This window comes from Pseudomonas sp. RA_105y_Pfl2_P56, assembly GCF_963970845.1.
Classification (GTDB): domain Bacteria; phylum Pseudomonadota; class Gammaproteobacteria; order Pseudomonadales; family Pseudomonadaceae; genus Aquipseudomonas; species Aquipseudomonas baetica_A.
The window spans coordinates 88,402-114,830 of record NZ_CAXAPL010000012.1 but is presented as its reverse complement, the minus strand read 5'-3'; the positions used below and the strand labels follow the sequence as shown (position 1 = coordinate 114,830).

The 26,429-nt window shown below is 58.3% G+C and carries 31 protein-coding genes and 2 pseudogenes; 14 read left to right on the top strand and 19 right to left on the bottom strand.

What is annotated here, in order from left to right:
* Positions 1 to 2: 2 nt before the first annotated feature.
* On the bottom strand, positions 3 to 668 hold the full coding sequence (locus AACY11_RS10985) for a CoA transferase subunit B (RefSeq protein ID WP_339433922.1): 666 nt from the start codon (positions 666 to 668) through the stop codon (positions 3 to 5).
* Positions 669 to 692: 24 nt separating this feature from the next.
* Positions 693 to 1,391, bottom strand: a complete 699-nt coding sequence (locus tag AACY11_RS10980; RefSeq protein WP_095187517.1) for a CoA transferase subunit A — start codon at positions 1,389 to 1,391, stop codon at positions 693 to 695.
* Positions 1,392 to 1,540: 149 nt separating this feature from the next.
* Here AACY11_RS10980 and AACY11_RS10975 point away from each other — a divergent pair, with 149 nt between their 5' ends.
* Positions 1,541 to 2,416 carry a LysR family transcriptional regulator gene (locus AACY11_RS10975; protein ID WP_339494735.1) on the top strand — a complete coding sequence of 292 codons (876 nt, stop codon included), beginning with the start codon at positions 1,541 to 1,543 and terminating at the stop codon, positions 2,414 to 2,416.
* 25 nt (positions 2,417 to 2,441) lie between these two features.
* Here the strand turns inward: AACY11_RS10975 and AACY11_RS10970 are convergent, their stop codons facing one another.
* The 5 genes from AACY11_RS10970 to AACY11_RS10950 form a co-directional block, all read right to left on the bottom strand.
* Positions 2,442 to 3,284: an NAD-dependent protein deacetylase gene (locus tag AACY11_RS10970; protein WP_339494733.1), complete on the bottom strand. Its 843-nt coding sequence runs from the start codon at positions 3,282 to 3,284 to the stop codon at positions 2,442 to 2,444.
* Between the two features lie 54 nt (positions 3,285 to 3,338).
* Positions 3,339 to 4,385, bottom strand: coding sequence for a class I SAM-dependent methyltransferase (locus AACY11_RS10965; protein WP_339433918.1), 1,047 nt, complete (start codon positions 4,383 to 4,385; stop codon positions 3,339 to 3,341).
* Between the two features lie 215 nt (positions 4,386 to 4,600).
* On the bottom strand, positions 4,601 to 5,647 hold the full coding sequence (locus tag AACY11_RS10960) for an NAD(P)/FAD-dependent oxidoreductase (RefSeq protein ID WP_339494731.1): 1,047 nt from the start codon (positions 5,645 to 5,647) through the stop codon (positions 4,601 to 4,603).
* Positions 5,634 to 7,817 (bottom strand): hypothetical protein, encoded by a 2,184-nt coding sequence (locus tag AACY11_RS10955; protein ID WP_339494730.1) that lies wholly within the window; start codon positions 7,815 to 7,817, stop codon positions 5,634 to 5,636. The genes AACY11_RS10960 and AACY11_RS10955 overlap by 14 nt, the downstream gene beginning before the upstream one ends.
* On the bottom strand, positions 7,814 to 7,966 hold the full coding sequence (locus AACY11_RS10950) for a hypothetical protein (protein WP_339466589.1): 153 nt from the start codon (positions 7,964 to 7,966) through the stop codon (positions 7,814 to 7,816). The genes AACY11_RS10955 and AACY11_RS10950 overlap by 4 nt, the downstream gene beginning before the upstream one ends.
* 237 nt (positions 7,967 to 8,203) lie before the next feature.
* On the opposite strand from AACY11_RS10950, the gene AACY11_RS10945 reads away from it, so the two are divergent.
* Both AACY11_RS10945 and AACY11_RS10940 read left to right on the top strand, forming a co-directional pair.
* The gene (locus tag AACY11_RS10945) at positions 8,204 to 8,476 is read left to right on the top strand and encodes a DUF4242 domain-containing protein (RefSeq protein WP_064120013.1); all 273 of its coding nucleotides are present in this window, start codon (positions 8,204 to 8,206) and stop codon (positions 8,474 to 8,476) included.
* Between the two features lie 33 nt (positions 8,477 to 8,509).
* Complete coding sequence (locus AACY11_RS10940) at positions 8,510 to 9,322, top strand: class I SAM-dependent methyltransferase (RefSeq protein ID WP_339494729.1); 813 nt, start codon at positions 8,510 to 8,512, stop codon at positions 9,320 to 9,322.
* A gap of 123 nt (positions 9,323 to 9,445) precedes the next feature.
* Here the strand turns inward: AACY11_RS10940 and pcsA are convergent, their stop codons facing one another.
* On the bottom strand, positions 9,446 to 10,168 hold the full coding sequence (gene pcsA / locus AACY11_RS10935) for a phosphatidylcholine synthase (RefSeq protein ID WP_221733809.1): 723 nt from the start codon (positions 10,166 to 10,168) through the stop codon (positions 9,446 to 9,448).
* Between the two features lie 258 nt (positions 10,169 to 10,426).
* Between pcsA and AACY11_RS10930 the strand changes: the two genes are divergently transcribed.
* Entirely contained in the window at positions 10,427 to 11,200 is a 774-nt protein-coding gene (locus AACY11_RS10930; protein ID WP_339494728.1) for a tellurite resistance TerB family protein, read from the top strand.
* Positions 11,201 to 11,271: 71 nt separating this feature from the next.
* Here the strand turns inward: AACY11_RS10930 and AACY11_RS10925 are convergent, their stop codons facing one another.
* Both AACY11_RS10925 and AACY11_RS10920 read right to left on the bottom strand, forming a co-directional pair.
* Positions 11,272 to 11,673: a hypothetical protein gene (locus AACY11_RS10925; RefSeq protein ID WP_339494726.1), complete on the bottom strand. Its 402-nt coding sequence runs from the start codon at positions 11,671 to 11,673 to the stop codon at positions 11,272 to 11,274.
* Between the two features lie 80 nt (positions 11,674 to 11,753).
* Positions 11,754 to 12,068: a DUF2388 domain-containing protein gene (locus AACY11_RS10920; RefSeq protein ID WP_221733806.1), complete on the bottom strand. Its 315-nt coding sequence runs from the start codon at positions 12,066 to 12,068 to the stop codon at positions 11,754 to 11,756.
* Between the two features lie 197 nt (positions 12,069 to 12,265).
* Here AACY11_RS10920 and AACY11_RS28360 point away from each other — a divergent pair.
* The 3 genes and pseudogenes from AACY11_RS28360 to mqo form a co-directional block, all read left to right on the top strand.
* Positions 12,266 to 13,045 (top strand): annotated as a pseudogene (locus AACY11_RS28360) (MCP four helix bundle domain-containing protein); the annotation flags it as partial.
* A complete protein-coding gene (locus tag AACY11_RS28355) occupies positions 13,037 to 13,900 on the top strand; it encodes a methyl-accepting chemotaxis protein (RefSeq protein WP_401158763.1) in 864 nt (287 codons plus the stop codon). The pseudogene AACY11_RS28360 and the gene AACY11_RS28355, both read left to right, overlap by 9 nt.
* A gap of 516 nt (positions 13,901 to 14,416) precedes the next feature.
* On the top strand, positions 14,417 to 16,066 hold the full coding sequence (gene mqo / locus AACY11_RS10910) for a malate dehydrogenase (quinone) (RefSeq protein ID WP_339433908.1): 1,650 nt from the start codon (positions 14,417 to 14,419) through the stop codon (positions 16,064 to 16,066).
* 94 nt (positions 16,067 to 16,160) lie between these two features.
* Here the strand turns inward: mqo and AACY11_RS10905 are convergent, their stop codons facing one another.
* From AACY11_RS10905 to AACY11_RS10885, 5 genes and pseudogenes are all read right to left on the bottom strand, one after another.
* The gene (locus AACY11_RS10905; RefSeq protein WP_339433907.1) at positions 16,161 to 16,589 is read right to left on the bottom strand and encodes a nuclear transport factor 2 family protein; all 429 of its coding nucleotides are present in this window, start codon (positions 16,587 to 16,589) and stop codon (positions 16,161 to 16,163) included.
* Between the two features lie 96 nt (positions 16,590 to 16,685).
* On the bottom strand, positions 16,686 to 17,066 hold the full coding sequence (locus AACY11_RS10900; RefSeq protein WP_339494723.1) for a hypothetical protein: 381 nt from the start codon (positions 17,064 to 17,066) through the stop codon (positions 16,686 to 16,688).
* Positions 17,017 to 17,211, bottom strand: a complete 195-nt coding sequence (locus AACY11_RS10895) for a hypothetical protein (protein ID WP_221733894.1) — start codon at positions 17,209 to 17,211, stop codon at positions 17,017 to 17,019. Before AACY11_RS10895 ends, AACY11_RS10900 begins: the two co-directional genes overlap by 50 nt.
* A 187-nt stretch (positions 17,212 to 17,398) precedes the next feature.
* Positions 17,399 to 18,217, bottom strand: a pseudogene (locus AACY11_RS10890) (amidohydrolase family protein); the annotation flags it as partial.
* A gap of 74 nt (positions 18,218 to 18,291) precedes the next feature.
* Positions 18,292 to 18,540, bottom strand: a complete 249-nt coding sequence (locus AACY11_RS10885) for a hypothetical protein (RefSeq protein ID WP_339494722.1) — start codon at positions 18,538 to 18,540, stop codon at positions 18,292 to 18,294.
* Between the two features lie 129 nt (positions 18,541 to 18,669).
* Between AACY11_RS10885 and AACY11_RS10880 the strand changes: the two genes are divergently transcribed.
* The gene (locus AACY11_RS10880) at positions 18,670 to 19,218 is read left to right on the top strand and encodes a cupin domain-containing protein (protein ID WP_007950154.1); all 549 of its coding nucleotides are present in this window, start codon (positions 18,670 to 18,672) and stop codon (positions 19,216 to 19,218) included.
* A 328-nt stretch (positions 19,219 to 19,546) separates the two neighbouring features.
* Positions 19,547 to 19,975: a hypothetical protein gene (locus tag AACY11_RS10875; RefSeq protein ID WP_339494721.1), complete on the top strand. Its 429-nt coding sequence runs from the start codon at positions 19,547 to 19,549 to the stop codon at positions 19,973 to 19,975.
* A 3-nt stretch (positions 19,976 to 19,978) separates the two neighbouring features.
* Here AACY11_RS10875 and AACY11_RS10870 read toward each other — a convergent pair whose 3' ends face one another.
* The 3 genes from AACY11_RS10870 to AACY11_RS10860 all read right to left on the bottom strand — a co-directional run bounded on the left by AACY11_RS10870 (position 19,979) and on the right by AACY11_RS10860 (position 21,663).
* Positions 19,979 to 20,665 (bottom strand): DUF4225 domain-containing protein, encoded by a 687-nt coding sequence (locus tag AACY11_RS10870; RefSeq protein WP_339494720.1) that lies wholly within the window; start codon positions 20,663 to 20,665, stop codon positions 19,979 to 19,981.
* The gene (locus AACY11_RS10865; RefSeq protein ID WP_221733885.1) at positions 20,658 to 21,158 is read right to left on the bottom strand and encodes an Hcp family type VI secretion system effector; all 501 of its coding nucleotides are present in this window, start codon (positions 21,156 to 21,158) and stop codon (positions 20,658 to 20,660) included. Before AACY11_RS10865 ends, AACY11_RS10870 begins: the two co-directional genes overlap by 8 nt.
* 217 nt (positions 21,159 to 21,375) lie before the next feature.
* Positions 21,376 to 21,663, bottom strand: a complete 288-nt coding sequence (locus tag AACY11_RS10860) for a fructose-bisphosphate aldolase (protein WP_221733884.1) — start codon at positions 21,661 to 21,663, stop codon at positions 21,376 to 21,378.
* A gap of 591 nt (positions 21,664 to 22,254) precedes the next feature.
* Here AACY11_RS10860 and AACY11_RS10855 point away from each other — a divergent pair.
* Together AACY11_RS10855 and AACY11_RS10850 are read left to right on the top strand one after the other, a co-directional pair.
* Positions 22,255 to 22,668, top strand: coding sequence for a hypothetical protein (locus AACY11_RS10855; protein ID WP_064588035.1), 414 nt, complete (start codon positions 22,255 to 22,257; stop codon positions 22,666 to 22,668).
* Positions 22,669 to 22,729: 61 nt separating this feature from the next.
* Positions 22,730 to 23,143: a hypothetical protein gene (locus tag AACY11_RS10850; protein WP_339433251.1), complete on the top strand. Its 414-nt coding sequence runs from the start codon at positions 22,730 to 22,732 to the stop codon at positions 23,141 to 23,143.
* Positions 23,144 to 24,096: 953 nt separating this feature from the next.
* Here the strand turns inward: AACY11_RS10850 and AACY11_RS10845 are convergent.
* Positions 24,097 to 24,804, bottom strand: coding sequence for a DUF6384 family protein (locus AACY11_RS10845; protein WP_339494718.1), 708 nt, complete (start codon positions 24,802 to 24,804; stop codon positions 24,097 to 24,099).
* Between the two features lie 272 nt (positions 24,805 to 25,076).
* On the opposite strand from AACY11_RS10845, the gene AACY11_RS10840 reads away from it, so the two are divergent.
* The 3 genes from AACY11_RS10840 (at position 25,077) to AACY11_RS10830 (ending at position 26,412) form a co-directional block, all read left to right on the top strand.
* Positions 25,077 to 25,316 (top strand): hypothetical protein, encoded by a 240-nt coding sequence (locus AACY11_RS10840; protein WP_339433246.1) that lies wholly within the window; start codon positions 25,077 to 25,079, stop codon positions 25,314 to 25,316.
* Positions 25,317 to 25,593: 277 nt separating this feature from the next.
* Positions 25,594 to 25,974 carry a hypothetical protein gene (locus AACY11_RS10835; protein ID WP_339494717.1) on the top strand — a complete coding sequence of 127 codons (381 nt, stop codon included), beginning with the start codon at positions 25,594 to 25,596 and terminating at the stop codon, positions 25,972 to 25,974.
* A 15-nt stretch (positions 25,975 to 25,989) separates the two neighbouring features.
* Positions 25,990 to 26,412, top strand: coding sequence for an HD domain-containing protein (locus AACY11_RS10830; RefSeq protein ID WP_339433245.1), 423 nt, complete (start codon positions 25,990 to 25,992; stop codon positions 26,410 to 26,412).
* Positions 26,413 to 26,429: the final 17 nt, after the last annotated feature.

Here is a 26,429-nt window from a genome sequence, read left to right as displayed (position 1 = left end):
CCTCACTGGGCAGCGAACTGCATTTGCGGTACGTGGTCAGGCACGATCAGTTTACCGGCGGTTTTGGCGACGATCTCTTCGACGCTGACGCCCGGCGCACGTTCTTTGAGAATGAACGCACCGTTCTCGATTTCGAGATAGGCGAGGTCGGTCAGCACCCGCTTGATGCACCCGGCACCGGTGAGTGGCAGGCTGCACTTGGACAGCAGTTTGGACTCACCGTCCTTGGAGGCGTGAGTCATGATGACGATGATGTTGTCTGCGCCCGCCACCAGGTCCATGGCGCCGCCCATGCCCTTGACCAGTTTGCCGGGAATCATCCACGAGGCGATGTTGCCTTCAACGTCCACTTCGAACGCGCCCAGAACGGTCAGATCGACATGACCGCCGCGGATCATCGCAAAGGATTCGGCGGAGTTGAAGATCGACGCGCCAATGCGCGCGGTCACGGTTTGTTTGCCAGCGTTGATCATGTCGGCGTCGATGGTTTCTTCTGTCGGAAAAGGTCCCATGCCGAGCAGGCCGTTTTCCGATTGCAGCATGACTTCCATGCCTTCGGGGATGTAGTTGGCGACCAGGGTCGGAATGCCGATGCCAAGGTTCACGTAGTAGCCGTCCTGCATTTCGCGGGCGACGCGCTGAGCCATTTGTTCGCGGGAAAGTGCCATGTTTTTATTCTCCGTCAGCCTGGATTATTTGCGGATGGTGCGCTGTTCGATGCGCTTTTCGAACGTGCCGCAAATGACCCGGTCGACGTAGATGCCCGGGGTGTGGATATGGGCGGGGTCCAGTTCGCCGGGTTCGACGATTTCTTCGACTTCGACCACGGTGATCTTGCCGGCAGTGGCGGCCAGCGGGTTGAAGTTCTGCGCGGTGTGGCGGTAGATGACGTTACCGAAATGGTCGGCTTTCCAGCCTTTGACGATGGCGAAGTCGCCGGTGATGGACTCTTCCATCAGGTACTTGCGACCGTTGAATTCACGCACCTCCTTGCCTTCGGCCACCGGCGTGCCGACGCCCGTGGCGGTGAAGAAGGCCGGAATGCCGGCGCCGCCTGCGCGCATTTTTTCGGCGAGAGTGCCTTGCGGGGTCAGGATGACTTCAATTTCGCCTTTGAGCAGTTGCTCTTCGAACAGCTTGTTTTCGCCGACGTAGGAGGCAACGACTTTGCTGATCTGGCGGTCGGTCAGCAGTACGCCGAGACCAAAGCCATCGACGCCGCAGTTGTTGGACACGACGGTGAGGTCGCGGGTGCCTTTGCGCTTGATCTCGGCGATCAGGTTTTCCGGAATGCCACACAGACCAAAGCCGCCGGCGATGACGGTCATGCCGTCCTCAAGCCCGGCCAGGGCTTCCTCGTAGGAACTCACGCGCTTGTCGAAACCTGCCATATGCACCTCTTTTATTATTTGCGGGCGGCTGGCTAGCCGAATGACTGGAGTGTCTCGCTGAAGGATATATTTGTTAAGTTGATTTTTAAGGTTGATTGATTGATAAAGATCAATAATCCATTGGATTCTGATACGGAAGCATAGCGTTCATGACCATCAAGCAGATCCGCGCCTTCCTCGCCGTGGCCCAAAGCCTGAGTTTTGCCGTCGCCTGCGAGCGGTTGCACCTGTCGCAATCGGCGCTGAGCCTGACCATCAAAGCCCTGGAAGAGGGGCTCGGTGGGCGTCTGTTCAGCCGCAACACCCGCAATGTGGCGCTGACGCCGGAGGGTGAATCCCTGCTGCCGCTGGCCCGGCGTCTGATTGCCGACTGGGACAACGCCGAAGACGAAATGCGCCAACGCTTCAGCCTGCAACGCGGGCGAGTCACGCTGGCGGCGATGCCATCGTTTGCCGGAAATCTGCTGCCGCCTATCCTCAAGACCTTTCGGGCGCGGTATCCGAACGTCAGCGTCACGGTCAACGACGTGATCAACGAGCAAGTATTGGAAATGGTCCGCGACCGGCAAGTGGAGTTGGGCGTGGCGTTCGAACCGATGCAGAACACCTCGATGACATTTACACCGCTCTATATGGATCGGTTTGTGGCGGTGGTCTCGCAGGAGTCACCGCTGGCCGCACGCACCGAGATTGACTGGCAGACCTTGTTGCTCGAGCCGTTCATTACCTTGCAGCGGCCGTCGACCGTGCGGGTGATGCTCGAAGAACATTTGCAGGCTCGCGGCATGAAGCTACCGGTGGAATTCGAAAGCCATCAACTGTCGACGGTCGGGCGGATGGTTGCCAGTGGGCTGGGAGTCAGTGCGGTGCCGGCGTTGTGTGCCGAGCAGATGCAGGAACTGGGGGCCCGGTGCCTGACGTTGAATGACTCGGTGGAACGGGCGATTGGCGTTTTGACCGAACCGGGCAATGAACTGTCGGCGGCGGCGCAGGCGTTGTTCGATATTTTGAGGGAAAAATACTGACCCTGTGGAAGCGGGCTGTGCGTGTTCAGGTGGTCAGGCGCTGTGTCAGTAGGGGCAAAAGTTGCTCGCACGACCCTTCAACCTTCAGATCCAGTAATTCATCCGCCCGGGTCTTGCCCAGGTTGATCGCCAGCAAGGGCTTGCCGCGATCCGCGATGACCCGGCACAGGCGAAACGCCGAATAGGCCATCAACGAAGAACCCACCACGAGCATTCCTGCCGCATTTTGCGCCGCTGTCATGGCCCGTTCCGCCGTGTGTTGCGCGACGTTCTCACCGAAAAACACCACGTCCGGTTTCATCCGCTCTCCTGCGCAATGAGGGCATAGCGGTACCTGAAAACGTGCTTCGAACGCCGGGTCGAGCAGGGTATCGCCGTCCGGCGCCTGCACCGCATCGACGCCGGCCAGGTACGGGTTGTGCATTTCCATCAACCGCTGTATCGCATCGCGCTCACTTCGCTGTCCGCAATCGAGGCACAGCACCCGATGCAAGCTGCCGTGCAATTCGATGACGTCAGGACTGCCGGCCTGATCGTGCAAGGTGTCGACATTCTGCGTAATCAAGCCGCTGATCCGCCCCTGCGTCTGCAAATGGGCCAGCGCTTCGTGCGCCGCATTCGGTCGCGCCTGGCGCACGCGCGGCCAGCCGAGCATCGCCCGCGCCCAATAGCGGCGGCGTGATTCTGGGGCGGCGAGAAATTCCTGATACATCATCGGCTGGCGTCCACGGCGCACACCGTCACTGTCGCGGTAATCCGGGATACCCGACGGCGTGCTGATGCCGGCGCCGGTCAGTACCAGAAAGTCGCCTTCGGCCATCGCCTGTTGCAGCGTGTCGAAGTGTTCGCGGATCGGGCTGTCGAGCATGGTCAGCGCTCCGGGGAGGACGGTGCCAGCAGGTTAGCACGCGATACGCGCTGCTTACTTGCGCGCCTCCAGAATCAGGTTGAACGGCGTTTGCGTCGCTCGCCGGAACCGCTTGAAGCCAGCCTCGGCAAACACTTTGCGCAGACGCACTTCACCGGCCTGCGCACCGAGGCCCAGGCCAACCTCCTGGGACAGGGAGTTCGGGGTGCAAATGAACGTCGATGCGGCATAAAACAAACGCCCGACCGCGTTGATGTTGTCGTCCAGCGTGTCATTGGCAAACGGTTCGACCAGTAACACCGTGCCGTCGTCTTTTAACGCGTCGTAGGCATGGCGTGCGGCGCCGACCGGGTCGCCCATGTCGTGCAGGCAGTCGAAATAGCAGATCAGGTCGTAGTCATTGCCAGGGTAACTTTTTGCCGAGCCCTCGAAGAATTTCGCCCGGCTGCTGACACCACCTTCTTCGGCGCGTTGGGAGGCGACGGTGATCGACGGTGCGTGATAGTCGTAGCCGACGAAGCGCGAATTGGGAAACGCCTGAGCCATGATCACCGTCGAGGCGCCGTGGCCGCAGCCGATGTCGGCGACTTTCGCACCGGTCTCGAGTTTGGGGACCACACCGTCCAGGGCCGGTAACCATTCGGCGATCAAGTGACCTTTATAGCCGGGGCGGAAGAAGCGTTCCGTGCCGGTGAACATGCACGGATGATGATCACCCCAGGGCAGGGCGCCGTTACTGCGCATGGCTTTGACCAGTTTGTCCTTGTCATGGAAAAACGACGCTACCACCCCGAGGCCGCCAGCGATGTACACCGGCGAGTCTTCGACAGCCAGCGCCTGGGCCTGTTCTTCCGGTAAGCGGAACTGGCCGTCGTGGTGCTCCATGTAGCCGGAGGCGGCGTGCGCGCTGAGCCATTCGCGTACCAGACGCGGGTTGCAGCGGGTTTTTGTGGCGAGGGTTTCGGGGCTGATCGGCTGACTGTCGGCCATCGCCCGGTAGAGCCCGAGTTCTTCGCCGACGATGACATTGGCCAGCATCGCCGCGCCGCCCATGTCGTTGACCAGTTTGCCCATGAAGTCGTTGAGTCGGGCCTCGTCCATCAGGTGTGCTCCTGAAACAGGATCACAGTCCGGCGGCGTTGAGGGTCGAGGCATGCGCCACCGGGCGGTGGTCATGGAAACGGGCAGGGCACAGCCTGAGTCCTGCGTCCCCCTCGACTGGGTACTGTTTGAGTCTAGCTGCGTTTGCGAGACTGACACTGAACAAACAGGTCGGTTAATGGTTGGGGTGAGGGCAGTGACCGACGTCGCCTGATTCAGGTCTCGGTCAACCACCGGGGAGGGTACGGGTGTTGGCGGTAGAAATGGCGGAGTTGTTCACTGTCACGTTCGAACCAATGGTTCAGCCATTGGCAATAGTGCGTTTGCGCCGATGCTTGCAACGCCGGTTGGCGAAGGCAATCGAACACGGCTTGCGCTGCCTGCATGCCCGTCATCAAGGCTTTGAGTACGCCATGTGAAGAGGCCGGATCGAGCACGCTGGCGGCATCGCCCACCATGAAATATCCGGTGCCGGCCGCTGCGGTGCTGATCCGCCAGGTCACGTCGGCACCGCGAATCGGGCCGATAGGTGGCAGTGTTTGCAGTGCCTGGGGAAGCATTCGGCTAACGTCTTTTTGTGGGGCTGAACGGGGTGTTTCGAAGTCCAGGTGTGTCCAGTGCAGCCGTTGTTTCTGGACTTGCGCAATCCATGTCCAGCCTGTGGCATGGGCCAGCAAGTGCGGCGCGGTTTCATAAGGCGCGATACAGCCTTGCAGATAGCCGTAGCGAGCCACCATTGGCGGTGAACACACTTGGGTTTTGAGGTGGAGCTGGCGACTCAACCAACTCGCTGCTCCGCTGGCATCGATCAGGCAGGAGGTAGAAAACGGCCCGTGAGTGGTAGTCAGCCCAACGATGCGATTGTCCTGTTTGAGGACGTGCCGGGCCTGACATGGTTGGTGCACAGTCACCCCGAGCTCTTCGGCCTGGCGCAACAATGTCGCATCCAGTTGCGCTCTGGCCATTTGAAAACCCCGCCATGGACCGTGTTCATCGCTACCCAAAGCGTGGAAACGCGCCGGCCCGTTCCATTGCACCCAGTGGCCGGCAAAGCGCATGGCTTGCTGATGTAACAACAGCGTATTCACGCCCAGTTGTTGCAGAAGCGGTTCAATGCCCGGGTGCAGTCTCTCACCGGGGCGAAACCTTGGGAAGCGCTGACGTTCGATCAGTGCCACACGCAAGCCGCGCTGGGCGCAACTGATTGCTGCGGCACATCCAGCAGGGCCGGCGCCGACCACTACCACATCAAAGCATTTCAACAGCAATCTGCCATGGCGTGTCTTCGCGCTTGATCAGGATTGCTTCGGCGCTGACGAGGAAAGTCACCTGCTGCTTGACCTCGACATTGCGCAACTTGAAGTCACCTTCCGGCGTCCAGATAGCGCCGCGTTCAAACATCAAGTAGCGATGAATCCAGCCGTGAAGCGTGATGCCGGTTTGCTGCTGCGCGGCGTCCACTTCGCCATTGGGCTGCTTTACTTCGAGGAAGGACAACACCGGCCACCTGTTGCGCAGCGGTTTGTCATTGGCGGCGCCGAGCACGGTGTACACCCGATACATCGACAGTACGCGGTTTTCATACGCCGATTGTGAGGTGCTGCCGGTCTGTTGCACGCAGAAGCGGTGATCGAGGGCCACTTGTGTGTAATCGGCATGGGCGTAGGCACGGTACTGAACGATCACACGATCCTCGTGCGGTATCAGCCGGGGGGGTGGCTGGTTATCCCAGGCCATGCCACCCTCCTGGCCGATTTCCTGATCGGTCAGTGGGATAACGGTGTGCAGGCTTGAGCGCGGCTCGAAGATACGCGCCGAATCTGGCGCCACCCCTGGCCAGAAAGAGCCCAGAGCCGCACAGATTTTGGCGTCTTCGGGAAAAGGGCTCGCCATCTGATAACCGGCGAGGATGTTGATCCAGGCATCGTCCGCGCCACGCTGGCGAACCCAGCCTACTTCCCATCCAGGGCCGAAAACCCCGGCCGCGCCATCGGGCAGCGAGGTTGGGCGCGAGACGGCGGACGCTGTCTGGCGCGGGTGCGAAGACCCTGTTTCAGTCGGCAGGGCAACAATCGCCGTAACACCGCGGTCCAGCGGTGAGAACACCTGGTCTTTCAAGTCCAGATTGGCGCAGTAACGGACGTTGGATAACGCCTCCAGTCGAGCGTGCCAGATATCCGGTGCGGGGAAGACGGGTTGCTCATCCGCCCAGTGCAACAGCTTGCGCTGGGTGCACAGCGGGAAAAAATCCGGAGGGCCGATCACCGAATACGCCGCCACCGTTGGCAAAAGCTTCTCGAGAACCTCGCATCGCGCTCGAACCCAGCCATCCGCCGTACCGTCGTGGTAGTGCAGTGCTTGATACCCGCCCAGACGAACCCGTTCTTCCACACCTTCGTGGTCGTTCAGGTCGACGATGCTGCCGTCCGCTTCGACCTTGTGACGACCATGCACCATGCCGGAGGTGTTGGGCGGCAGCAGAAAGGACAGCGGCTGCCCCTCAAATTCGACCGGCTCGACCAGTCGGGGCCTGACCTGTGGCAGCAGCAGGCCGGATCCCAGATCCGTGGTGTTCGCCCAGTCGGCCAGCCCCTCGGTGATGACAAAGGGCGGCCGACTGATCTCGGGTTCCTGCCAACCGGTGCCGGTGTGACGCAAATGAATGTGCCGCAGTTTTTCGTTGATCTGATGGTTGTCCAGCCTCAACGTCAAATCCATGTCGGCCAGACACTCCGGGCCATTGAATACCTTGTGCAACGGCACCCAGAAGTCCAGCCCGGGGTCGACATCCGCCTGGAAGTCCATCGGCCCGAAGCGCTCGGCGTCGCCCTTGAGTTGCATGGCGATGTAGGCGCTGTAGCGTACAGGCATTACCCGGATGCCATGTGCGTCTTCATGCACGGAAGGCATAAAGCTGCGCAATCTGGCGTCATAAAGCGCGGGGTCGGTGCCCACACGGGCAATGCCCGTGCGAGAGAAGCACAGGTCTGCATGCTCGCCTTTGACGGTGTCGCCAGCGCAGCGATATTCACTGGCAAACGCGACTAGCGCCAATGGCGCACCCTGAGCCCGCTGTTGCAGGTCATCGAGTGTTGGCGGGCGGATGCCGTAGACATAGTCCAGAACGCTCTCAACTTCGCCTGCGGTTGGAAAAATCTGCAGCGCTTTTCCGGTTTCGTCGAGCGTGACTTGTGGCGAGGCCAGTGCGTGATAAAGCAGGCTGCGGGCCGGTGCCGCAGCTTCAATCGCACGACTGCCGCCAGAGGAGAAATCCGCAAAGCCGGCCAGCGAGCGGTCGACGGTCAGTGGTTTTTTCAGTTCGGCATCCAGCGGCACGGCGAGAATATCCAGGCCATGCGCCAGCATCAGCGAATGCCAGCCACCTGGCGCCAGACGTGTACACACTTGGGTGACGGATTCCAGCAGTGTCATGGTGCCTCCCGGTAAGTTTGTGCCGCACCGCCACCCAGACGTTCACCGTCGAGGGCGATCAGGCAGGCCTCGTCACCGTTGCCTTGGCCTTCAGGAAAGGTGGCGCGGTGATGCAGGTGCCGAGCTAGCCAATCGAGACGCCGTGACATCGCTTCAGTCCATTGCGAAGGTGATTGAGCATCAGAAACCGATCCTTGAATGCTGGCAAGGCCGAAGGTGTTTCAATGCCTTGACAGATTCCCACCACTCATCGGCAAAGCCCCTGTTTTGCTGGCTTGCCGGACGATCGGCAAAGACGTCGGACAGGCTCGGCGCGATAGTAGTCGAGCCGGGCGGCTGTAGGCCCTGCCAATGAATCCGAACAACAATAAGAACGCGAGGTTGCCATGCCGAAATTCGTGATTGAACGCGAGATTCCAGGGGCCGGTAAGCTGTCGGAGCAAGAACTCAAAGCCGTGTCGCAAACGTCCTGTCAGGCGTTGCGCGAACTCGGGCCTCAGGTGCAGTGGCTGCAAAGCTATGTCACGGCCGACAAAATCTACTGCGTGTACATCGCCCCCGATGAAGCACAGGTGCGCGAGCACGCCAGGCTCGGTGGATTCCCGGCCAACAGCGTGGCGCGGGTAGTGACGGTTATCGACCCGACCACCGCCGAATGATGCCGGTACTCACTTCTAGCGGAGTTCGACTTCATGGGTAGCCCGATTGATCTGACTGCTTTGAAGGAACGCCAAAAAGTCGCTTGGGCCAGTGGTGATTACGCCGTGATCGGCACCACGTTGCAAATCGTTGGCGAGAACCTCGCTGAGGCCTGCGACCTGCGCTGCGATGAAGCCGTGCTGGATGTTGCTGCCGGCAACGGCAATGCGACGCTGGCGGCGGCACGCCGGGGCTGTCTGGTGACCTCGACCGATTACGTCGCGGCACTGCTTGAACGTGGACAGGATCGCGCCCGGGCCGAGCATCTGGAGGTGACGTTTGAGGTGGCCGACGCTGAAGCATTGCCGTTCGCCGACGGCAGTTTTGCCGCGGTGCTGTCGACATTCGGGGTCATGTTCGCTCCTGATCAAGCCAAGGCCGGCGCCGAACTGGCGCGGGTCTGTTGCCGGGGCGGGCGGATCGGCCTGGCGAACTGGACGCCGGAAGGCTTCGTTGGCCAAATGTTCAAAACCCTGGGCCGCCATCTGCCACCGCCAGCGATTGCCCAGTCGCCGTCAAACTGGGGCACGGAGGCGTGGCTGCACCAGCACTTCGATGATCACGATTTTGTGGTGCAGGTGACTCGCCGAACCTTCAATTTTCGCTATCGCTCGGCGGCGCACTTCATCGACATCTTTCGCCATTGGTATGGGCCGATGCACAAAGCGTTCGCAGCGCTGCCGCCGCAAAGCTGTCAGGCGCTGGAGAGTGATCTGGCGGATTTGCTCAACCGGTCGAATCGGGCGGGGGAGGACTCGCTGGTGGTGCCGAGTGAGTATCTGGAAGTGGTCATTACCAAACGCTAGTCCGCGTTCAAGCGACTTCCCCTGTGGGAGCGTGCTTGCTTGCGAATACGGTAAATCAGTCGAAACATCTTGGACTGACCCACCACATCCGCGGGCAAGCCCGCGCCCACCGTGTGCAATGGCTTATTTCACAGGGGATCGATCCAGCCACTCCAGCGCCGTCCGCCAGATACAGATCCCCAGAAAGTAAGCCGACATCAGCAGCCACAAAGCCATCACCATCGGATTGATCACCGGGTGATTGAGCACCAGTGACAGGCTGCACAGCAGCCAGATTGCCGTCACCGCAATGTTGATCGGCATGAACCGGCGTACGCGAAACGGGTGCAGGAATTTCATCCGCGTCACCGTCAGCAGCGCCAGACCGATCACGGTCACCAAGGTGATCCACGGGCCGGGGCCGATTATGTAAAGGCACAGAGCAACCACATTCCACGCGGCGGGGAAACCGACGAAATAGTTGTCCTTGCTCTTCATGTTGACGTTGCAGAAACAGAACAGCGACGACACCAGAATCAGCGACACCGTCAGCAGCAGCGTGTAATCGGGCAGGGGAATATAGCGATAGATAAACAGTGCCGGAATGAAGACGTACGTCAGGTAATCGATCACCAGGTCAAGGATCGAACCGTCGAAGCTGGGCAACACTGATTGCACATTGACCTTGCGTGCGAGCGCGCCGTCGAGGCCGTCGACGATCAGCGCCACACCCAGCCACATCAGGCAATGGGTTGGCTGATTTTCCAGCAGCGCAAGGGTGGCCAGGAACGCGGTGACCACGCCGGTCGCGGTAAAACCATGGGCGCCCCAGGCCTTGAGCCTGGCAAGGTGGACGGTCGATATCACGGGGGCGTTCTCCAGAAAGTGAAGCAAGCCGGGTACCACCCTCGGGCAAAGGGCGCCGGCAAACCGGGTCGGGGTTGCAGCTATCGACCGGTCTGGCCGGGATAAGGTTCACCCTCCTTGAATCTTAGCTGGCCGCGGAAAAAATACGCGGGCGAAATCTGCCAGCGTATTTGGCAGCAGCCCAACGGTGTTGGCGCAATGGCCGCAGCGGTCTATCGTTGCCAGACGCAGTCAATCCCTATGCCTGAGGACGACGTCATGAACACCAGTGATTTGCTTGAACAACTGCTGCGAGGCCGAGCCTCGGCGGGACAACAAAGTGGCACCTCGGCCGATGATGGTCTGGGTGGCCTCGGTGGGTTGCTGGGCGGTCTGCTTGGCGGCGCGGACTCCTCGGGTACCCGCGCAGGCTCAGCGGCCGGTGGGCTTGGCGGGTTGGGCGGTTTGCTCGGTGGCTTGCTGGGGAGCGGTGGCGCTGGTGGTTTGGGCGGCGCATTGGGTGGCGCGCTGGGTGCAGGGGGCGGTACTCAAAGCCGTTCCGGCGGCACCCGTTACGCTGCGCTGGCGTCGCTGGGGATGATGGCGTACCAGGCGTATCAAGCCTGGCAACGCAGCCAGGCCAGCGCCGCGCCATCACAAACGCCACAAACGGCCAACCTGCTCGCCGGGCCAGACATTGAAGAGCACAGCCATGCCGTGCTCCGCGCACTGATCGCGGCAGCCAAGGCTGACGGGCGCATCGACGAAGCTGAAAAACGAATGATCCGCAGCGAAATCGGCAAACACACCGATGATCCGCAATTGCAGCAATGGCTGGATGCCGAAGTCGCCAAACCACTGGATGCCGCTGAAGTGGCCCAGTCAGCGCAGGGCGATCCGGCAGTGGCCGCCGAAATGTACCTGGCCAGCGTGATGCTGGTGGACGATCAGCAAGACGCCGAACGCCGTTATCTGGACGAACTGGCGGCGGCGTTGCAGATCGATCCCGATTTGCAGGTGCACCTGGAGCAGCAGGCCAAGGGTGTGGCCTGACGCACAATCAATAGACCAAAGCCAAATCCGGTCCCGCCCAGATGCATAAACGGGGCGGCATGAAGCAACGATCAGGTGTCGCGCAGCAAGTCGTGGGCGTTGAGCAGTTCGAAAGCGATTTGCGGGTGATTCTCCAACCCCCGGCGAATCGCCGCCGGGATTGCCTGCCGGGTCTTGCGGCACAGGCCGGGTAATTCATCGATGTGAATGGCGATGCCGCGCATGGTCCGCACTTCGTTGAAACCGGGCACGACCTCGACGCGGATACCCAGTTGCTCATACATGCGTTGTTGCAGGTGCTTTAGATCGGCAAGGTCTTTGAGCCTTTCCAGACGCGCGAGCAAGCGTTTTTCTTCCTCGCGGGTCAGGCGCAGGATGCGCAAATCCGAGCCGGGCGTCTCCAGCAACGGATCGCGCCCGCAAATGCAGGCGCCGGGCGGGCAGGGTGAGCGCAAAGGCGCAGAAGTCGTCATGGCCTCCATCATAGAGGCCGGCGGACAATTTTGCCTATGCGCTGTCAGGTGCCATCCATCGGCCGTTTCATCCCTGGCAGCTACTGATTCAGGCCTTCGTAATGCACCAGAATCGCGTTGGCGAGGTCTTCATCGCTGGCGTTGATGCCTGGATTGTCCTGGCGAACCTGTTGCAGCACCGACTCAAGATAAACCCCACGAATGGCCCCGCCACTGGCGACAAATGCAGACAAGTCGTCACGGGCCGGAATCACCATTTTGTGATCCTTGAAGGTCGAGTACAGCGACGCGGAGACACCTGCCGAGGTGGCGACATCACCCGCATCAACGCGGGCCAGCGCCGAACCGACGGGCAGGCACAAAAGTAAAGAAGAAATGAGGACTGACTTGCGCATGACGGTATTCCTCCACAAGCGCGAAGCAAAAGGGAAGTACTACATAGTGTGAGAGGGGCGCAGTGGGAGGGAGTTCCGTGCGGTGAACAATCCTGAGCGTTTGCCAGTGTTTTTCATCGGCCTCGTCAGTTGGCAGCGTGCTGGCTGCATTCGCGCGCAAATAGGCTTAACTCAAACCCTGACGAGCGCATTTACGCGTGCCCGGGGAGGACTGGAAAGTGTCGATCAAACTGCGTTTGGTGTTGCTGATTGCGACCAGCCTGCTGACAGCCTTGATCGTGAGTCTGGTCAGTTACATCGGCAACCTGCGAATGGCGTCGGCGGTCAGCGACAATGCCGTCAGCATGAGTGCGCTGCGTAACCACATGGAGGCCGACATGATGCACGACGCTCTGCGCGCCGATGTCTATTCGGCAATGCTGGTGGGGTTGGGCAAAAGTGCCGACACGGCGGCCGAAGTGCGCGATTCGATCAATGAACATGCCGGGCATTTTCGTGAGGTGCTCGATGAGAACCTCAAATTGCCGATCAACCCGACCCTGCGTAGCGCACTGGAGCAGGTCAAACCGAGTCTCGATACGTACATCAACGCGGGTGAGCGGATTGTCGGGTTGGCGCTCGACAGCCCGGATGCGGCGCAGCAGGAACTCGGGACGTTCAACACGGCGTTCAGTCAGCTCGAAACGCAAATGGCGGCTTTAAGCGAGCTGATCGAAACCAATACCCGGCAGACCGCCGAGGGCACCGAGGCGGCGATCCGCAACGCCAATCTCGCGCTCGCAGCGGTGCTGGTTGCCAGTCTGTTGTTGCTGCTGGTGCAGGGGCGCTGGGTGATGTTGAGCATCACGGGGCCACTGAAATCCGCCAGCCGCATCGCCGAAAGTATCGCCCACGGCAACCTCAGCGAACCGATTGCCGAACCGACCGGCAAGGACGAGGCCAGTGCCTTGATCCGAACGCTGGCGACCATGCAGCGGGATCTACGCGACATGATCGATGTCGTGCGGCGCAACGCCCACGGCGTCAGCGGCATGAGCGCGAAGTTGAGCCACGGCTGTCATCAGGTCGCCGACAGCAGCCAGCAACAAAGTGTCGCCGCGGGGACCATGGCCGCAGCGGCCAGCCAGATGACCGCAAGCATCGAGGAAATCACTCGCCATGCCCAACGCGCACTGGGCATGGCCAATCAGGCCGAAGCCCTGGCCAAGGAGGGGGGTGGTGTGATTCATCAAGTGGTCAGTGACATGGACGACATCGCCCGCTCTGCGCAGCAGTCGGCGCAGGTCATCCGCACCCTGGATCAGGACTCCGAGGGCATCTTCAATATCATCCAGGTGATCAAGAGTATTGCCGATCAGACCAATCTGTTGGCGCTCAACGCCGCAATCGAAGCCGCTCGGGCAGGCGAACAGGGCAGGGGCTTTGCGGTGGTGGCTGACGAAGTGCGCAACCTTGCTGCCCGGACCAGCGCCTCCACCCAGGAAATCGCCACAATGGTTGCGCGCATCCAGCACAGCACCCGTGAGGCGGTCAGCAGCATGGAGGCCGGTGTGGCTCAGGTCGATAAGGGGATGGCGGTGACGGCCGATGTCGAGCGCGCGATCCGCGAGATCCTTGAGGCGACGTTGAGCACCACGCAACTGGTCAACGACATAACCCGCACCATTGGCGAGCAAAGCCAGGCCAGCAATGAGATTGCCCATCAAGTGGAAATGATTGCGGGAATGTCCGAGGGCAATAGCCGGGTGATCGGGCAAACCGCCGACACCACGGATGAACTGTCGACGCTGGCGGGACAATTGGCGCAGTCGGTGGATCGGTTTCGGTTATGACAGTGGGGTAGAGCCCTGCCCGTGAGGTGGCTGGACTGACGCCCTCGCGGGCAAGCCCGCTCCCACAGGGTTTTGCTGTGTCAACACGGGCGTATTCACAACATCAACACCTGAACGCCCGCGCCCCACCCACAATCACTGGCCCTCACCGGTGTCATGTTCAGTATCAGACGGCCGATAAGTCCCTGAGCGCAAAAGACTATCAAGTCAGGAACAGACGCCCGGGTTTGCCCTGACGTGATATTCTGCGCGCCAACTTGGTTTGACCTTATTCAGTTTGCTTGCCTTCGGGCGAGCTGACGGAATCCCTGTCGCTCAAGTAGCTGAAGCCAATAATGATAAAAAGTCAGTTCAGAAGGGACATTAACTGAGGTCGATGCAGCATGTCGGCCTTGTGTGCCCACCCGTCAAAATTGAAGTGTGCCGGAATCTGCGACGCCAGCCTGAGCGTCATCAAAGCGGATCGCATGCAGATAACAGCGGCGGGCGGAAGGCGTTTTATCATAGGTGCAACGGATGTTTAAGAAAGTGAACACAGCCTTGCTAGGGCTGGCTTTGTCGATGGGGCTGTCGTCCGCTCAGGCGGAAGAGGCAAAGAAAGTTGATGTGCTGTTGATCGGCGGCGGCATCATGAGCACCACGCTGGGTGTGTGGATCAACGAGCTGGAACCAAGCTGGTCGATGGAAATGGTCGAGCGTCTTGACGGCGTCGCCCTGGAAAGCTCCAACGGCTGGAACAACGCCGGTACCGGTCACTCGGCTCTGGCTGAGCTGAACTACACCCCGGAAGATGAAACCGGCAAAGTAGTGATTCCCAAAGCGGTCGAGATCAACGAAGCGTTCCAGATCTCCCGTCAGTTCTGGGCCTGGCAGGTTCAGCAAGGTGTTCTGAAGAACCCTCGTTCGTTCATCAACACCACGCCGCACATGAGCTTCGTGTGGGGCGATGACAACATCAAGTTCCTGAAAAAGCGCTACGAAGCCCTGCAAGCGAGCCCGCTGTTCGCCGGCATGCAGTACTCCGAAGACCCGGCTGTGATCAAGAAGTGGGTCCCGCTGATGATGGAAGGGCGTGACCCGAACCAGAAAATCGCGGCCACCTGGAGCCCGCTGGGTACCGACATGAACTTCGGTGAAATCACCCGCCAGTTCGCTGCGCACCTGCAGACCAAGCCTAACTTCGATCTGAAACTGTCGAGCGAAGTCGAGGACATTACCAAGAATGCCGATGGCACCTGGCGCGTCAGCTACAAAAACCTGAAAGACGGCACCAAAACCGAAACCGACGCCAAATTCGTGTTCATCGGCGCCGGCGGTGGTGCACTGCACCTGCTGCAGAAGTCGGGCATTCCAGAAGCCAAGGAGTATGGCGGCTTCCCGGTGGGTGGTTCGTTCCTCGTGACTGAAAACCCGACCATCGCCGAGCAACACTTGGCCAAGGCCTACGGTAAAGCGTCGGTTGGCTCTCCGCCAATGTCCGTGCCGCACCTGGACACCCGTGTCCTGGACGGCAAACGCGTCCTGCTGTTTGGCCCGTTCGCCACCTTCAGCACCAAGTTCCTGAAAGAAGGTTCGTACCTGGACCTGCTGACCAGCACCACGACCCACAACATCTGGCCGATGACCAAGGTCGGCATCAAGGAATACCCGCTGGTCGAGTACCTTGCTGGCCAACTGATGCTGTCGGATGAAGACCGCATGAACTCGCTGAAGGAATACTTCCCGAACGCCAAAGCCGAAGACTGGCGCCTGTGGCAAGCCGGCCAACGCGTGCAAATCATCAAGCGTGATGAAGCCGCTGGCGGCGTGCTGAAACTGGGCACCGAAATCGTTGCTGCACAAGACGGCTCCATCGCCGGCCTGCTGGGCGCATCGCCAGGCGCGTCGACCGCTGCACCGATCATGTTGAGCGTGCTGCAGAAAGTCTTCAAAGACAAAGTCGCCACCCCAGAATGGCAAACCAAGCTGCACCAGATCGTTCCAAGCTACGGCACTCAGCTGAACAGCGATCCAGCCAAAGTGGCTGCAGAGTGGGCTTACACCGCCAAGATCCTCGAACTGCCGACGCCTCCAGTGATCGGTCAGGCTGTGGCTCCGGCTGCAGAGGCTGCCGCTGACAAGGCTGCTGCACCGAAGGAAAACGCTGCACGTGACATGGCTCTGTAACTAGAACCCTGACACACAAAGCCCACTGAACCGGCGACGGTCAGTGGGTTTTTTTGTGGTCCAAACCTTTAACTGCCGCCGGGTTGTTGTGTGCTCAGGCTTTTGCGGTTGCCAGATACGCCCCAACCCGCCGTCCCATCTCTTCGCCCAACGCCTGCAACCCACTCAACGGTCGCACCATCACTTCAAACTCGACAATCTTCCCGTGTTCATCGAAACGAATCATGTCGATGCCTTTGAGCTCTTTAGCGCCAACCTTGGCACTGAACTCCAGAATCACGTTCAGCCCATCCGCGGTCGCCAGTTCTCGGTGATATTCAAAGTCTTCGAACACCTCGAACACTGTGTTGAGAATCATCGCCACCACCGGTGCGCCGGGGTAGGGCGTGTGCGCCATCGGCGAGCGGAACACGGCTTGCGGATCAAGCAGTCCGGGCAGCGCACTCAAGTCGCCGGTGCGAATCATCTCGTGCCAACTTCGCAGGGATTCGGCGACATTGGGTTGCAAGTTCAGGTCAGTCATTTGCACTCCTGGATTTTTGTTGTTCTTCATGCGACGGCAATGACTCTAGATCAACCATGACGAAACGGGACCTTTGTGTGCCGATCTGAATGTCGGTTAATCGCTCAAACGGATCAGATCTTCATCTGATCCGTATTTTTCTGCTTTATCTGCCTCTGTAACCAGCTCAGTCATCCGCTCAAAATGCCCCGGCAGTTCGGTCACTCGCGACAGTCCTTCATCCCGAAGCGTCCAGTGCACCGCAAACTCAGCATTGAGGAGAGCAACATGAACAAGATGGCGTTTTTTCTGGGTGGATTTTTGGTACTGACCATTCTGATCGGCCTGCTCGCGACAATTTCTCCGATCTGAGCCATGCGCTTCAAATGACGGCCACAGGTGTGCTGCGCCAATCGTGCTTAAATGCTGCGCCTCACACCTGGCAGATTCACGATCCTGACTTGCCCTGACGGCGCTCAATACCGTCGGGGTTGCCAATGTCCAGCAACCTTCTTTCCACTAATACATTCTCAAGTGCCTGACGCTCGACCGGCGCCATCTGGTGTTCGCGTTTTTTCAGTTCCAGCAGGATCGGGCTGGACCAGGTGCGGTAGGTCTGTTCGAAGTTGGGGCGCGATGTCATCAGTCTCTCCTTGATCAAGAGCCCGGTGTGGCTGGCAGGGGCTCTGTCCGATGCGGGAGTAACTTTAGTCGAGAAATCGGGAAGCGGCTAATGCACCTGCTTTTTTGGGAGCTGGCTTGCCAGCGATAGCGGTGGGTCAGTTGACATTGCTTTGACTGACAGTCCGCCATCGCTGGCAAGCCAGCTCCTACAGGATTACTCGGTGGGCACAAGGCCAATCGTCAACATTCATCAACTGCTGCACGCCTTCCCACGCCTCCGTGCGCATGTGTTCGATATCCAGCCCCGGAATCACGCCGTTGTCCATCACCACCACACGGCCGCCGACCAGGCTGTATTTCACCGTGATCGGTTCGCCCGCCACCACGGGTGCGACGCCGCTACCGAGGCGCGCATTGCTCACCGGGCAGTGGGATATGCCAGTGCCGGTCTGCGCGAGCAGGCGGATTTCGCCGGGTTGCAGGTGCACGGCGTGGGCAAACCAGACGTCGGGGCCGAGCCATTCGTGTTCGGCGACGAACTCTACGGGCAGGCAGTTGTATTTTTCGCGGCAGAAATTCACGTAGTTCTGCGTTTCGGACAAGTGCGTGTGCAGGTGCAAACCGAGCCCGCGTGCGGTATGGGCCAGTTCACGCAGCAAGGTCGGTGGCAGCGAGAAAGTCGGCGTAGTTGGCGCGATCACCACACGGCGCATCGCATCCGGCGTGTTCTGGTGATACAGCGATCTCAGTCGCTCGATGTCGCCGACCATTTGCTCAAGGCTTTCCGGTTGCAGCGCGGTTTTCGAGAGGCCCGGATGAGCGCTGGCTGACTCCAGTGCACCGCCTCGGCACAGCACAAAGCGTAGACCGAACTCATCTGCCAGATCGAACAGCAAGTCACCGGTCTCGGTGCTGCAGTGGGCGTGATAAAGGTAGTGGAGCAGCAACTCGACCATGCCTGACCTTGCAGCGATCCTCGCCAACTGCGGCGTGAACCGGTTCAAACGCGGGTAGGGCACGCGGGCCGCGCAGACCGGTCATCACCGCGAGCGGATTTTTAATCAGAATGTTCTGAAGTTGAGTCATGGGCAGGCTCCAGTCAGAGGATGTGCGAGGCAGATTTACCGGCGGTGGTTTCGGGCGCGCTGACGCCATTGAGCGCGGCATTGAGCAGCACCGACACCAGGCAGGCGATGACCACGCTGCTGTGCAGGAACGGCTGCGACCATTCGAGTAATTGTTTGAACAGGGTGGGCGCGAGCACCGGCACCAGGGCGGCGGCGATGGTGAAACCGACGATCAGCACGTTGTAGCGATTTCCCCACCATCCATCGAACCTGCTGAGCAACACCACCAAACGTGATTTAATAGCCGCCTTTCACGGTTCCGGGACACGGGAGCAACGTGATCCGCGCGACCTGCGCGGCACCCGCCACCCACCCCCATCGCCCTTAAGTCGTTCTCACATAAGGCAGTCATGGATACGGGTTCTCGACTCAAACTAGTACGCGAAAGCTACAAACTCTCCCAGCGCGAGCTGGCCCGGCGTAGCGGCGTGACCAATGCCACCATCTCCCTGATCGAACAGAATCGCGTCAGTCCTTCCGTCAGCTCACTGAAAAAGCTGCTCGAAGGCATCCCGATGTCCCTGGCCGACTTCTTCACCTTCGACCAGCCCCCACGCGAACACCAATACGTCTTCCGCGCCAACGAACAACCCGACCTCGGCCGCCACGGCCTGCGCCTGCTGCTGATCGGAGCCTCGGTCCCAAGCCGCCAGATGCGCCTGCTGCGCGAGCAATACGCACCGGGCGCGAGCTCCGGGGAAGAGCCGATTGTTCACGCGGAAGGTGAAGAGTGTGGGCTTGTTACGCGCGGGACTGTTGAGTTGACGGTGGATGGGTCGGTGAGTGTTTTGAATGCCGGGGATGGGTATTACTTTCCGACGACGTTGCCGCATAAGTTCCGGAATATCGGGGCGGATGAGGCTGAGATAATTAGTGCGAATACGCCTGCTAACTTTTGATTGGTGTAAGTGTTCAATTTTTGTGAGTTTTGAATGATCCGATACCTGTTTGGGTGTCGGATTTTTTTTGCTCGTGTATCGATTTTTATGGGTGGCCCTTATTAGGGTTTATTTGTTTTTTAGGGCTTTTTTAGGCGCTAGGAAAATTTCGTAGGATGATTCGCATAGCGGTGTAAGGAAAGTATGAGTGTGTAGTGATGATGTTTTTTGTGTGGCGCTCGATGGTTTGTGAGTATGTATATTGTTAGACGTTTTTTGTGCTTTTGGGATCAAAGTGTGGGTTGTGCATTCTGAATGCTAGCAATATAGACTAAGGTGGTTCTTGTTGATGGGGATTTTAGTAAAGGTGTATGTTGTTATAAAGCTGTGTTTCGCAAGTTTCGCTATTTCGGCTTTTTATGCAGTATTGTTGGTGTATGAATTTGAAAAAATGCTCCAGCTAGATGAATTTGTCGGGTGTATTGTCAGGGCTGTGTTATTTGTTTTCTTGTTGATTTTGAATTTTCGTTATTTGTTTTTCGAATTGATTCTTAAAGTTCTTCAGCGCCCTTTTCTTATTCGGAAAACCCCGTGGCTGGTTGTCTGTTGTTTTAGCTTCATGTCTTCTATGTTCTGCGCGGAGGTAGCTATTCAGATGTATGATCTTGTCGTTGGCGAGTCGCCCATGTTTTCAAACTTTTATCGCGGAATTGTTGGGGTTTCGGGATTTGTGATTGCCTACATTTTTCTCCATAAACGTTCAATGAAATCTGTCTGAATACTATTTGGTGTCTGGGGCGTCTTTGATATTTTTGATCGTAATCATGTCGGCCAGTATTTCAAGTGAAAGTGCTAGCTTTCCCGCGCTTTTAAATGCGCGCTCATAATTTAAGGGGTCTCGGTTGAAAAGCTCTATCGAGCCAGTCTTGCGGACAGGAAAAAAAACTCCTATTCCCGAAAGGCTGAGGTCTACAAGGTAATAGCGTGTATTTCCGGTGGAAGTGTCGCCAGAAATAGCTTGGTAACCTTTTCGGATAGGTCCCACTAACGCTGGCTCGGTCGGGCCATTGTAGATATTTCCTACCCCTTCATAAACGTTGTTTGCGCCATGCGCATAATAAAGTACACCTAATGGCATGGCTCCACCGCGCGTGCTCGCAATTACGATAGCGCCTGTTTGAATCTGCATAATCCCCGCCGCAGCACCCACACCGTTCTGGGCGTAGAACAATATTTTATTTGATAAGTCGGCGTGTTCCTCTTTAAGTGCTTGCAACCCTTGCTTGGCACTAACAATGCCATCATTAACTGCCCCGATAACTTCATTCGCAAAACCAACAACAATCTCGCTAAATCTTAGTTGCGCGAAGCTGTCGTACAATTGGGTTGCGCCTAAATGGCACCCAAAGGCAATAAGGTCTGAAGCGGCATGGGTAACGTCGTTGATGTCACACGAATCCTCATTCATCTTCATTTCCCCAACGGCTAAAACCACACGTGCCCGCCTGTAGGTGTGTCCAACTGATTTCGCGATAAGTAAATGACACCAATTCTTGAGGCTGTGCGTCGTTCAAGTGGATGGCGTGGGGAACCTGGAGGTTGATGTGGGCGATTTTTGCGCCGGCAATGTGGATTTTGAAGTACTTGTCCTGTGTTCCAGCGGGTGAGGTTCGGTAGAAGAAGAGGGTGCAGTCCAGCACTTCACGCTCATGAAGTGCGGCGGACAGTAGTGGTGAGGATTTGTCGATGTTCTTGGTGATCATGATCGGCAAGTGCTTGCCACGGTCGGCAGTGACGCCGCCGTTATTGCCGGTGGTCATGTTGTGGGAATAGGCCAGGACCATGATTTCGTCGAGGTGGCCTAACTGACATTTGTTGCCGATTGAGTTTGTGTCGGAGCAACCGGCGGAGATCAAGCCTTGACGGTTTCCGGTAATGCTCATGTAGCTGTGGTTGGCCATGGAAGCTCTGCCTTATTGACTGGAAAACTCTTGTTTGAAGAGTAACCGTCAACTAAAGCCGGGACAGTGAGGCGCTGGTTCGCTATTGGTGAAGTTCAGACGCGTCTTACAAGGGGCGCGGAAGTCAGGAGGTGATTATTCCCAAGTGCCAACGACGTTATCGCTGGTTGGATGACCGGGCGTTTATGAAGTTGGCACTTTGGCAATGTGTTGGTTATCAGGCTGGCGCGTCGAAACCTCGCTGCTCGATTACCCGAAACACATCACTCACGTCCTGCACCATGATCCTGGCGATGTTGGTCACAGTGTTGATGTCATGTTCGGCGTAATCGGGGAGGCTGGTGCAGGCGATGAGGTCAAGGTATTTGAGGACGGCGTTGAGGCGTTCGGCGAGGCAGGCGTGGAGTTCACGCAATGGGGCATCGGCGTCGATCAGGAGGACAGGGTGGTCGGTGGCGGGGTGGGACATGTGCGCGTAGTGGTGGAGCGGTGTTTGCGTCGTCATGGTGTTAATCCTTGGCAAAGAGGAATTGCCACCATTGTGCTGCGAAACAAAAGGGTGGCAGCTATGCGTGGGTTCGCAGACCGGAGGATAAACACCATGACCCGGCAGACCCGGAGGTCTCCCACGCACAACCGCCATAAAACGTGGACAGCCGGGAGTCGGCCGAACTTGACGGAACAAGGTGTCAATCTTAAGGGCTGCGAAACCCTATCGCTAATTTAGTTAGCGACGACACCACTCTAGTCAGCCATTTCAGCCACCACAACCGACCTGTAGGACGCCAACCCAACCCTGTGGCGAGGGAGCTTGCTCCCGCTCGGCGACGCAGTCGGCGTATTCCGGCGCATGCGGTGGACCTGGAGAAAAGGACTGGCCGGTTTTGGGTCTGCTTCGCAGCCCAGCGGGAGCAAGCTCCCTCGCCACAGGTGGTGTTTTCCTACGCGTTTTTCAGACTCAAAAATCTGCGCGGATCTTATTTGCCTGTTTGAACTTTCCTAAAAAGCGATGTCAATTTGATGGCGTGTCGCGACGCTCATTGAGAATGGATCAAGCAGTGCCAGGCTGATTCCTGGCAACCCAGGGAAGTGTGAGATGAAACTGATTTTTGCGATGTTATTGATGTTCAGCGGTTACACGTTTGCCAGTTGTTCCAGCATCAGTGACAGCGATCAACGCAACTATTGCCAGGCCACGCAGGAAGGCAGTACCTGCTCCTCGATCCGGGATAGTGATTTGCGAGCGTCCTGTGAAGCCGAGAAGGGCAGTACCTGTTCGAGCATTCACGACAGCGACCAGCGTGCTTACTGCGAGGCGAAAAAGGGCAGCACATGTTCCAGCATTCATGATTCGGATTTGCGCGCAATGTGTGAGGCTGAGAAAGGCAGTACCTGCTCCAGCATCCATGACAGCGATCAGCGTGCATTTTGTGAGGCGAAGAAGGGCAGCACGTGTTCGAGCATCCATGATTCTGACCTGCGCAATCAGTGCGAAGCCATGAAGCGCTGATCTGGTTTTGATTGCATCAACCAGTGCCAGGCTGTTTCCTGGCAACCCAAGGAAGTGTGAGATGAAGTTGATTCTTGCAATGTTATTGATGTTCAGCGGTTACGTTTCTGCCAGTTGTGCCAGCATCAGTGATCCTGTTAAACGCAACTATTGCCAGGCCACGCAGGAAGGCAGCAGTTGTTATTCCATCGACAATTACGATTTGCGCACGGCCTGCGAAGCGGAGAAGGGCGGTTCATGCGCTGGTATCGAGGATCGTGACCAGCGCGCCTATTGCGACGCCAAGAAGGGCGCTAGTTGTTATTCCATCGACAATTACGATTTGCGTACGGCCTGCGAAGCGGAGAAAGGCGGTTCATGTGCCAGCATCGGGGATCGTGATCAGCGCGCCTTCTGCGAAGCGAAGCAGGGCAGTAGCTGTGCGAGCATCGGCAATGGGGACCTGCGCAACCAGTGCGAAGCCATGAAACGTTGACTGATCTGTTTGCTCCAAAGGCAAAAAAGGGACACCCAATGGTGTCCCTTTTTCATGTGCGTAAACCTTCAACGTCATGCGACGTACATGAACGCCGATGCCCCGGCGGGCATCGGCGTTTTTGCATTGGAAACGTCAGACAGCCTTGCTCAGCAGCGCTGCAAACTTGCACTTGGCATCTTCCACTGCATCGGCAATGTCACGGGCGGCATTGCTTGATTCGGCACGGTAGCTGTCGGTCAGGCTTTGCATCTCGGTCTGGAAGCTCAGGGTCGCATCGGCAAGTGCACGAACCGAATCGACCCTGATGGTCGAGCCGTAGCTGGCTTTGACCGCCGCTTCGATCTGTTGATAGCCGGCAGAGCCCAACGCCTCGAGCCCTTTGCTGACGCCTTCGGTGGTGGCATTGAGTGTGTGGGTCGCTTCGGCCAGGCCGCTGTTGCTGGTGAAGGATACGGCGAGGCCGGTCAGTACCACTTCGTTGGTGGAGAAGAACGAGACCATGCGCTGGTACTGGCGCTCCTTGATCACATGCACCTGATTGATCCGGGCAAACACCATTTCAGCGGTGTTGTACCCGACCTTGAGGTCATCGGCGATGTCTTTGACGATCTGGTAGCGCTTGTCTTCATCCTGCAGGGCGCGAACGGCTTCATCGCGTTGCAACTCCAGGCTGGCGCGCCGGGCCGGCTCGGCGGTGTCGGCAGCGGTGACCTGAGCGCCGGCGTCGTTCAGCGCCTGAGTGCGTTGCTCTAGCGCCTTGCCGGCCACTGCCAAAACTTGCTGGGCGTCGACTTCGGCGGCTTTCATTGCCATCCGGAAATCCATGTACGCCTCAAGCACCACGCTTTCCCGGGTAATCTGGTCATTGGCCGATTTGCACACCTGCAAGTAGCTCTCGCGGATGTCATTGAAGCGGCTGGGAATCGATCCGCGGCGCAGGTTCATCCAGCTCAGCTTGAGTTTTTCCAGGGTGTCGAGGCGGCCGTCGTCCATCCATTCGGCCATGGCAGAAGCGTCTTCACGGATCGAGCTGAAGCGCTGAGTGATGTCCATGAAGCGCGTGGAAATGTCCATGCCTTCAATCTGCTCGCGGACCATGCTGTTGAACGCGGTCGACTGCTGCAGTAGCCGGCAGCGCGCTTCGGGCGCGCTTGCGGGTCCGGTTGTTCGGCCAGCCTGCGAGCCAGGGCCTCTACGGCGCCACGCTGCTTGTCCACCTCCTGGAACAGCTTTTTGCGATCATCGCGGACAATCGCGGCGTCGGTGCTGACCTCGCTCACTTCGGCCGGACTGTAAACCGTCGGGCTGGTGAATTTGTAGACCGCGAAGGCAATGACCAATAGCACCATGGCAGAGGTTCGCAGCATTTTGATCACACCGGAGCGCCGGACTAACGAGTTGATCAGCCAGGTGTCGATTGCACCCACGGGCGGCATTTCCAGCAGCAGACGACGCGCGAACACCTGACGCACGCCTTGTTCGATCAGGTTGTCGTCGAACACGATGTTGTGGTTCTGGTAATAGGTGCGAATGTGCTCGGCAATTTCGGCTCGGCGTCGCGGCAGATCGAGGTGTTCCTGAACCTGTTTCTGCTGATGGCGCAACTCATCGACCAAGGCCATTGCGCCCATCTGTTCGGAGAGTGGAATACTGCTCATCGGTGTCCTTTCCAGGTTGAGGCGTGATGCGGGGCAAGCATGGCGGGGGAGTATACCGAGCGGTCAATCCCGAGTGCCCGCCTCGTGCCAGAGGCGGGCAAACATTACTCGCGAGATGACCGGGCCGGAACGACTATTGGGGGCAGTGGCGTCGGTGGCACCCATCAGCCATTGGTCGTGGCTCTGCAGTCTCTGCGCATGTCATCGTTTTTGATGTTTTGGCAGCCACCCCGACCTTGTTGTGCCCTGCACAAGTTACGCAGGTCATCGTCGTGAATGTTCGTGCAGCTGTCGATGCCTCTCTTGCCTTTGCAGAGATTGCGCTGATCATCGTCGCGGATGTTCCCACAGCTATCGCTACCTTCAGCTTCGGATTTGCAGGCGTTGCGCATGTCATCATTTTTGATGTTCTGGCAGCCATCCCAGCCTTCCTTGGCCTTGCAATAGTTGCGTTGGTCATCGTCTTTGATGTTTTCACAACCGGCGTGCGCGTAGCCGCTCAACATCAATAACATCACGAGAATCAGTCTCATCGGGGGTACTTCCATGATTGTCAGGAAACAACCTGACGCTGAGTGATGCCGCATGACCAAAGATAAATGGTGATATCGCATTGACATCATTTTAAAGAAAAGTTCATGGACGGCCTATGTGCAGGGCGGAAATTTTTAAGCGTGATCGGACATTGATTGTCCCGATTCGGCTTATTTTTGATTTGCCATGGCGAGGTGAATCCGTGATGGTATGCAGGAAACAGTTTGTAACGCCCCGCCACGGATGGATCCGCGCATGATCGAAATCGGCAGCCGCAACAACGCCCCCACGTCGCAGCACCCAACCCACGACGTCTACATTTTCAACATCGACCTGTCCCGAGCGGCCACGCCTTTCTGCTTCGAACAGTCGACGGCCGGAGGGCATGGTGGGCAGGGCGGTGCGCGCTGGTTGGCGCTTAATGAGCTGGAAGCCTGGCCCGGTGAGTGGCGTGAGCATTTGAAGAAGGCTGATTGTGCCTGGGTCGCTGAGTTGATCGATGCACATCCTGGTGCGGATCAGGCGACGTTAGTTGGCATGATCCTCAAGCAACACGCCGAGCCGGTCGGTCGGTTGAAAGCGATTGGCGGCTGGCTCAAACGCAACATCCACGTCGGCGGCCGTTACGGCGTCTAACCCGAGGAAATCCCCATGACCCAGACACTCGAACGCGCCATCGCCATCGCCGCCACCGCGCACACCGGGCAGGTGGACAAGGGCGGGGCACCGTACATTCTGCATCCGCTGAAGGTAATGCTGCGCATGACCACGCTGGAAGAACGCATCGTCGCGGTGCTGCACGATGTGGTCGAGGATTGCGATATCAGCCTTGATGATTTGCGCAAGGAAGGCTTCAGCGAGGAGGTGCTGACGGCTATTGCGTCGGTAACCAAAGTACCGGGTGAGTCCTATGAGGATTTTGTCGATCGCGCGGCGCAGAACCCGATTGGCCGGGTGGTGAAACTGGCGGATCTGGAAGAGAATAGCGACCTGTCGCGAATTGCCTCGCCGAGTTGGGAAGATCTGGAACGGATCGAGAAGTATCGGCGCGCGATTGGACGGTTGCGCGCTTAAGCCAGTTGAATTGCCAG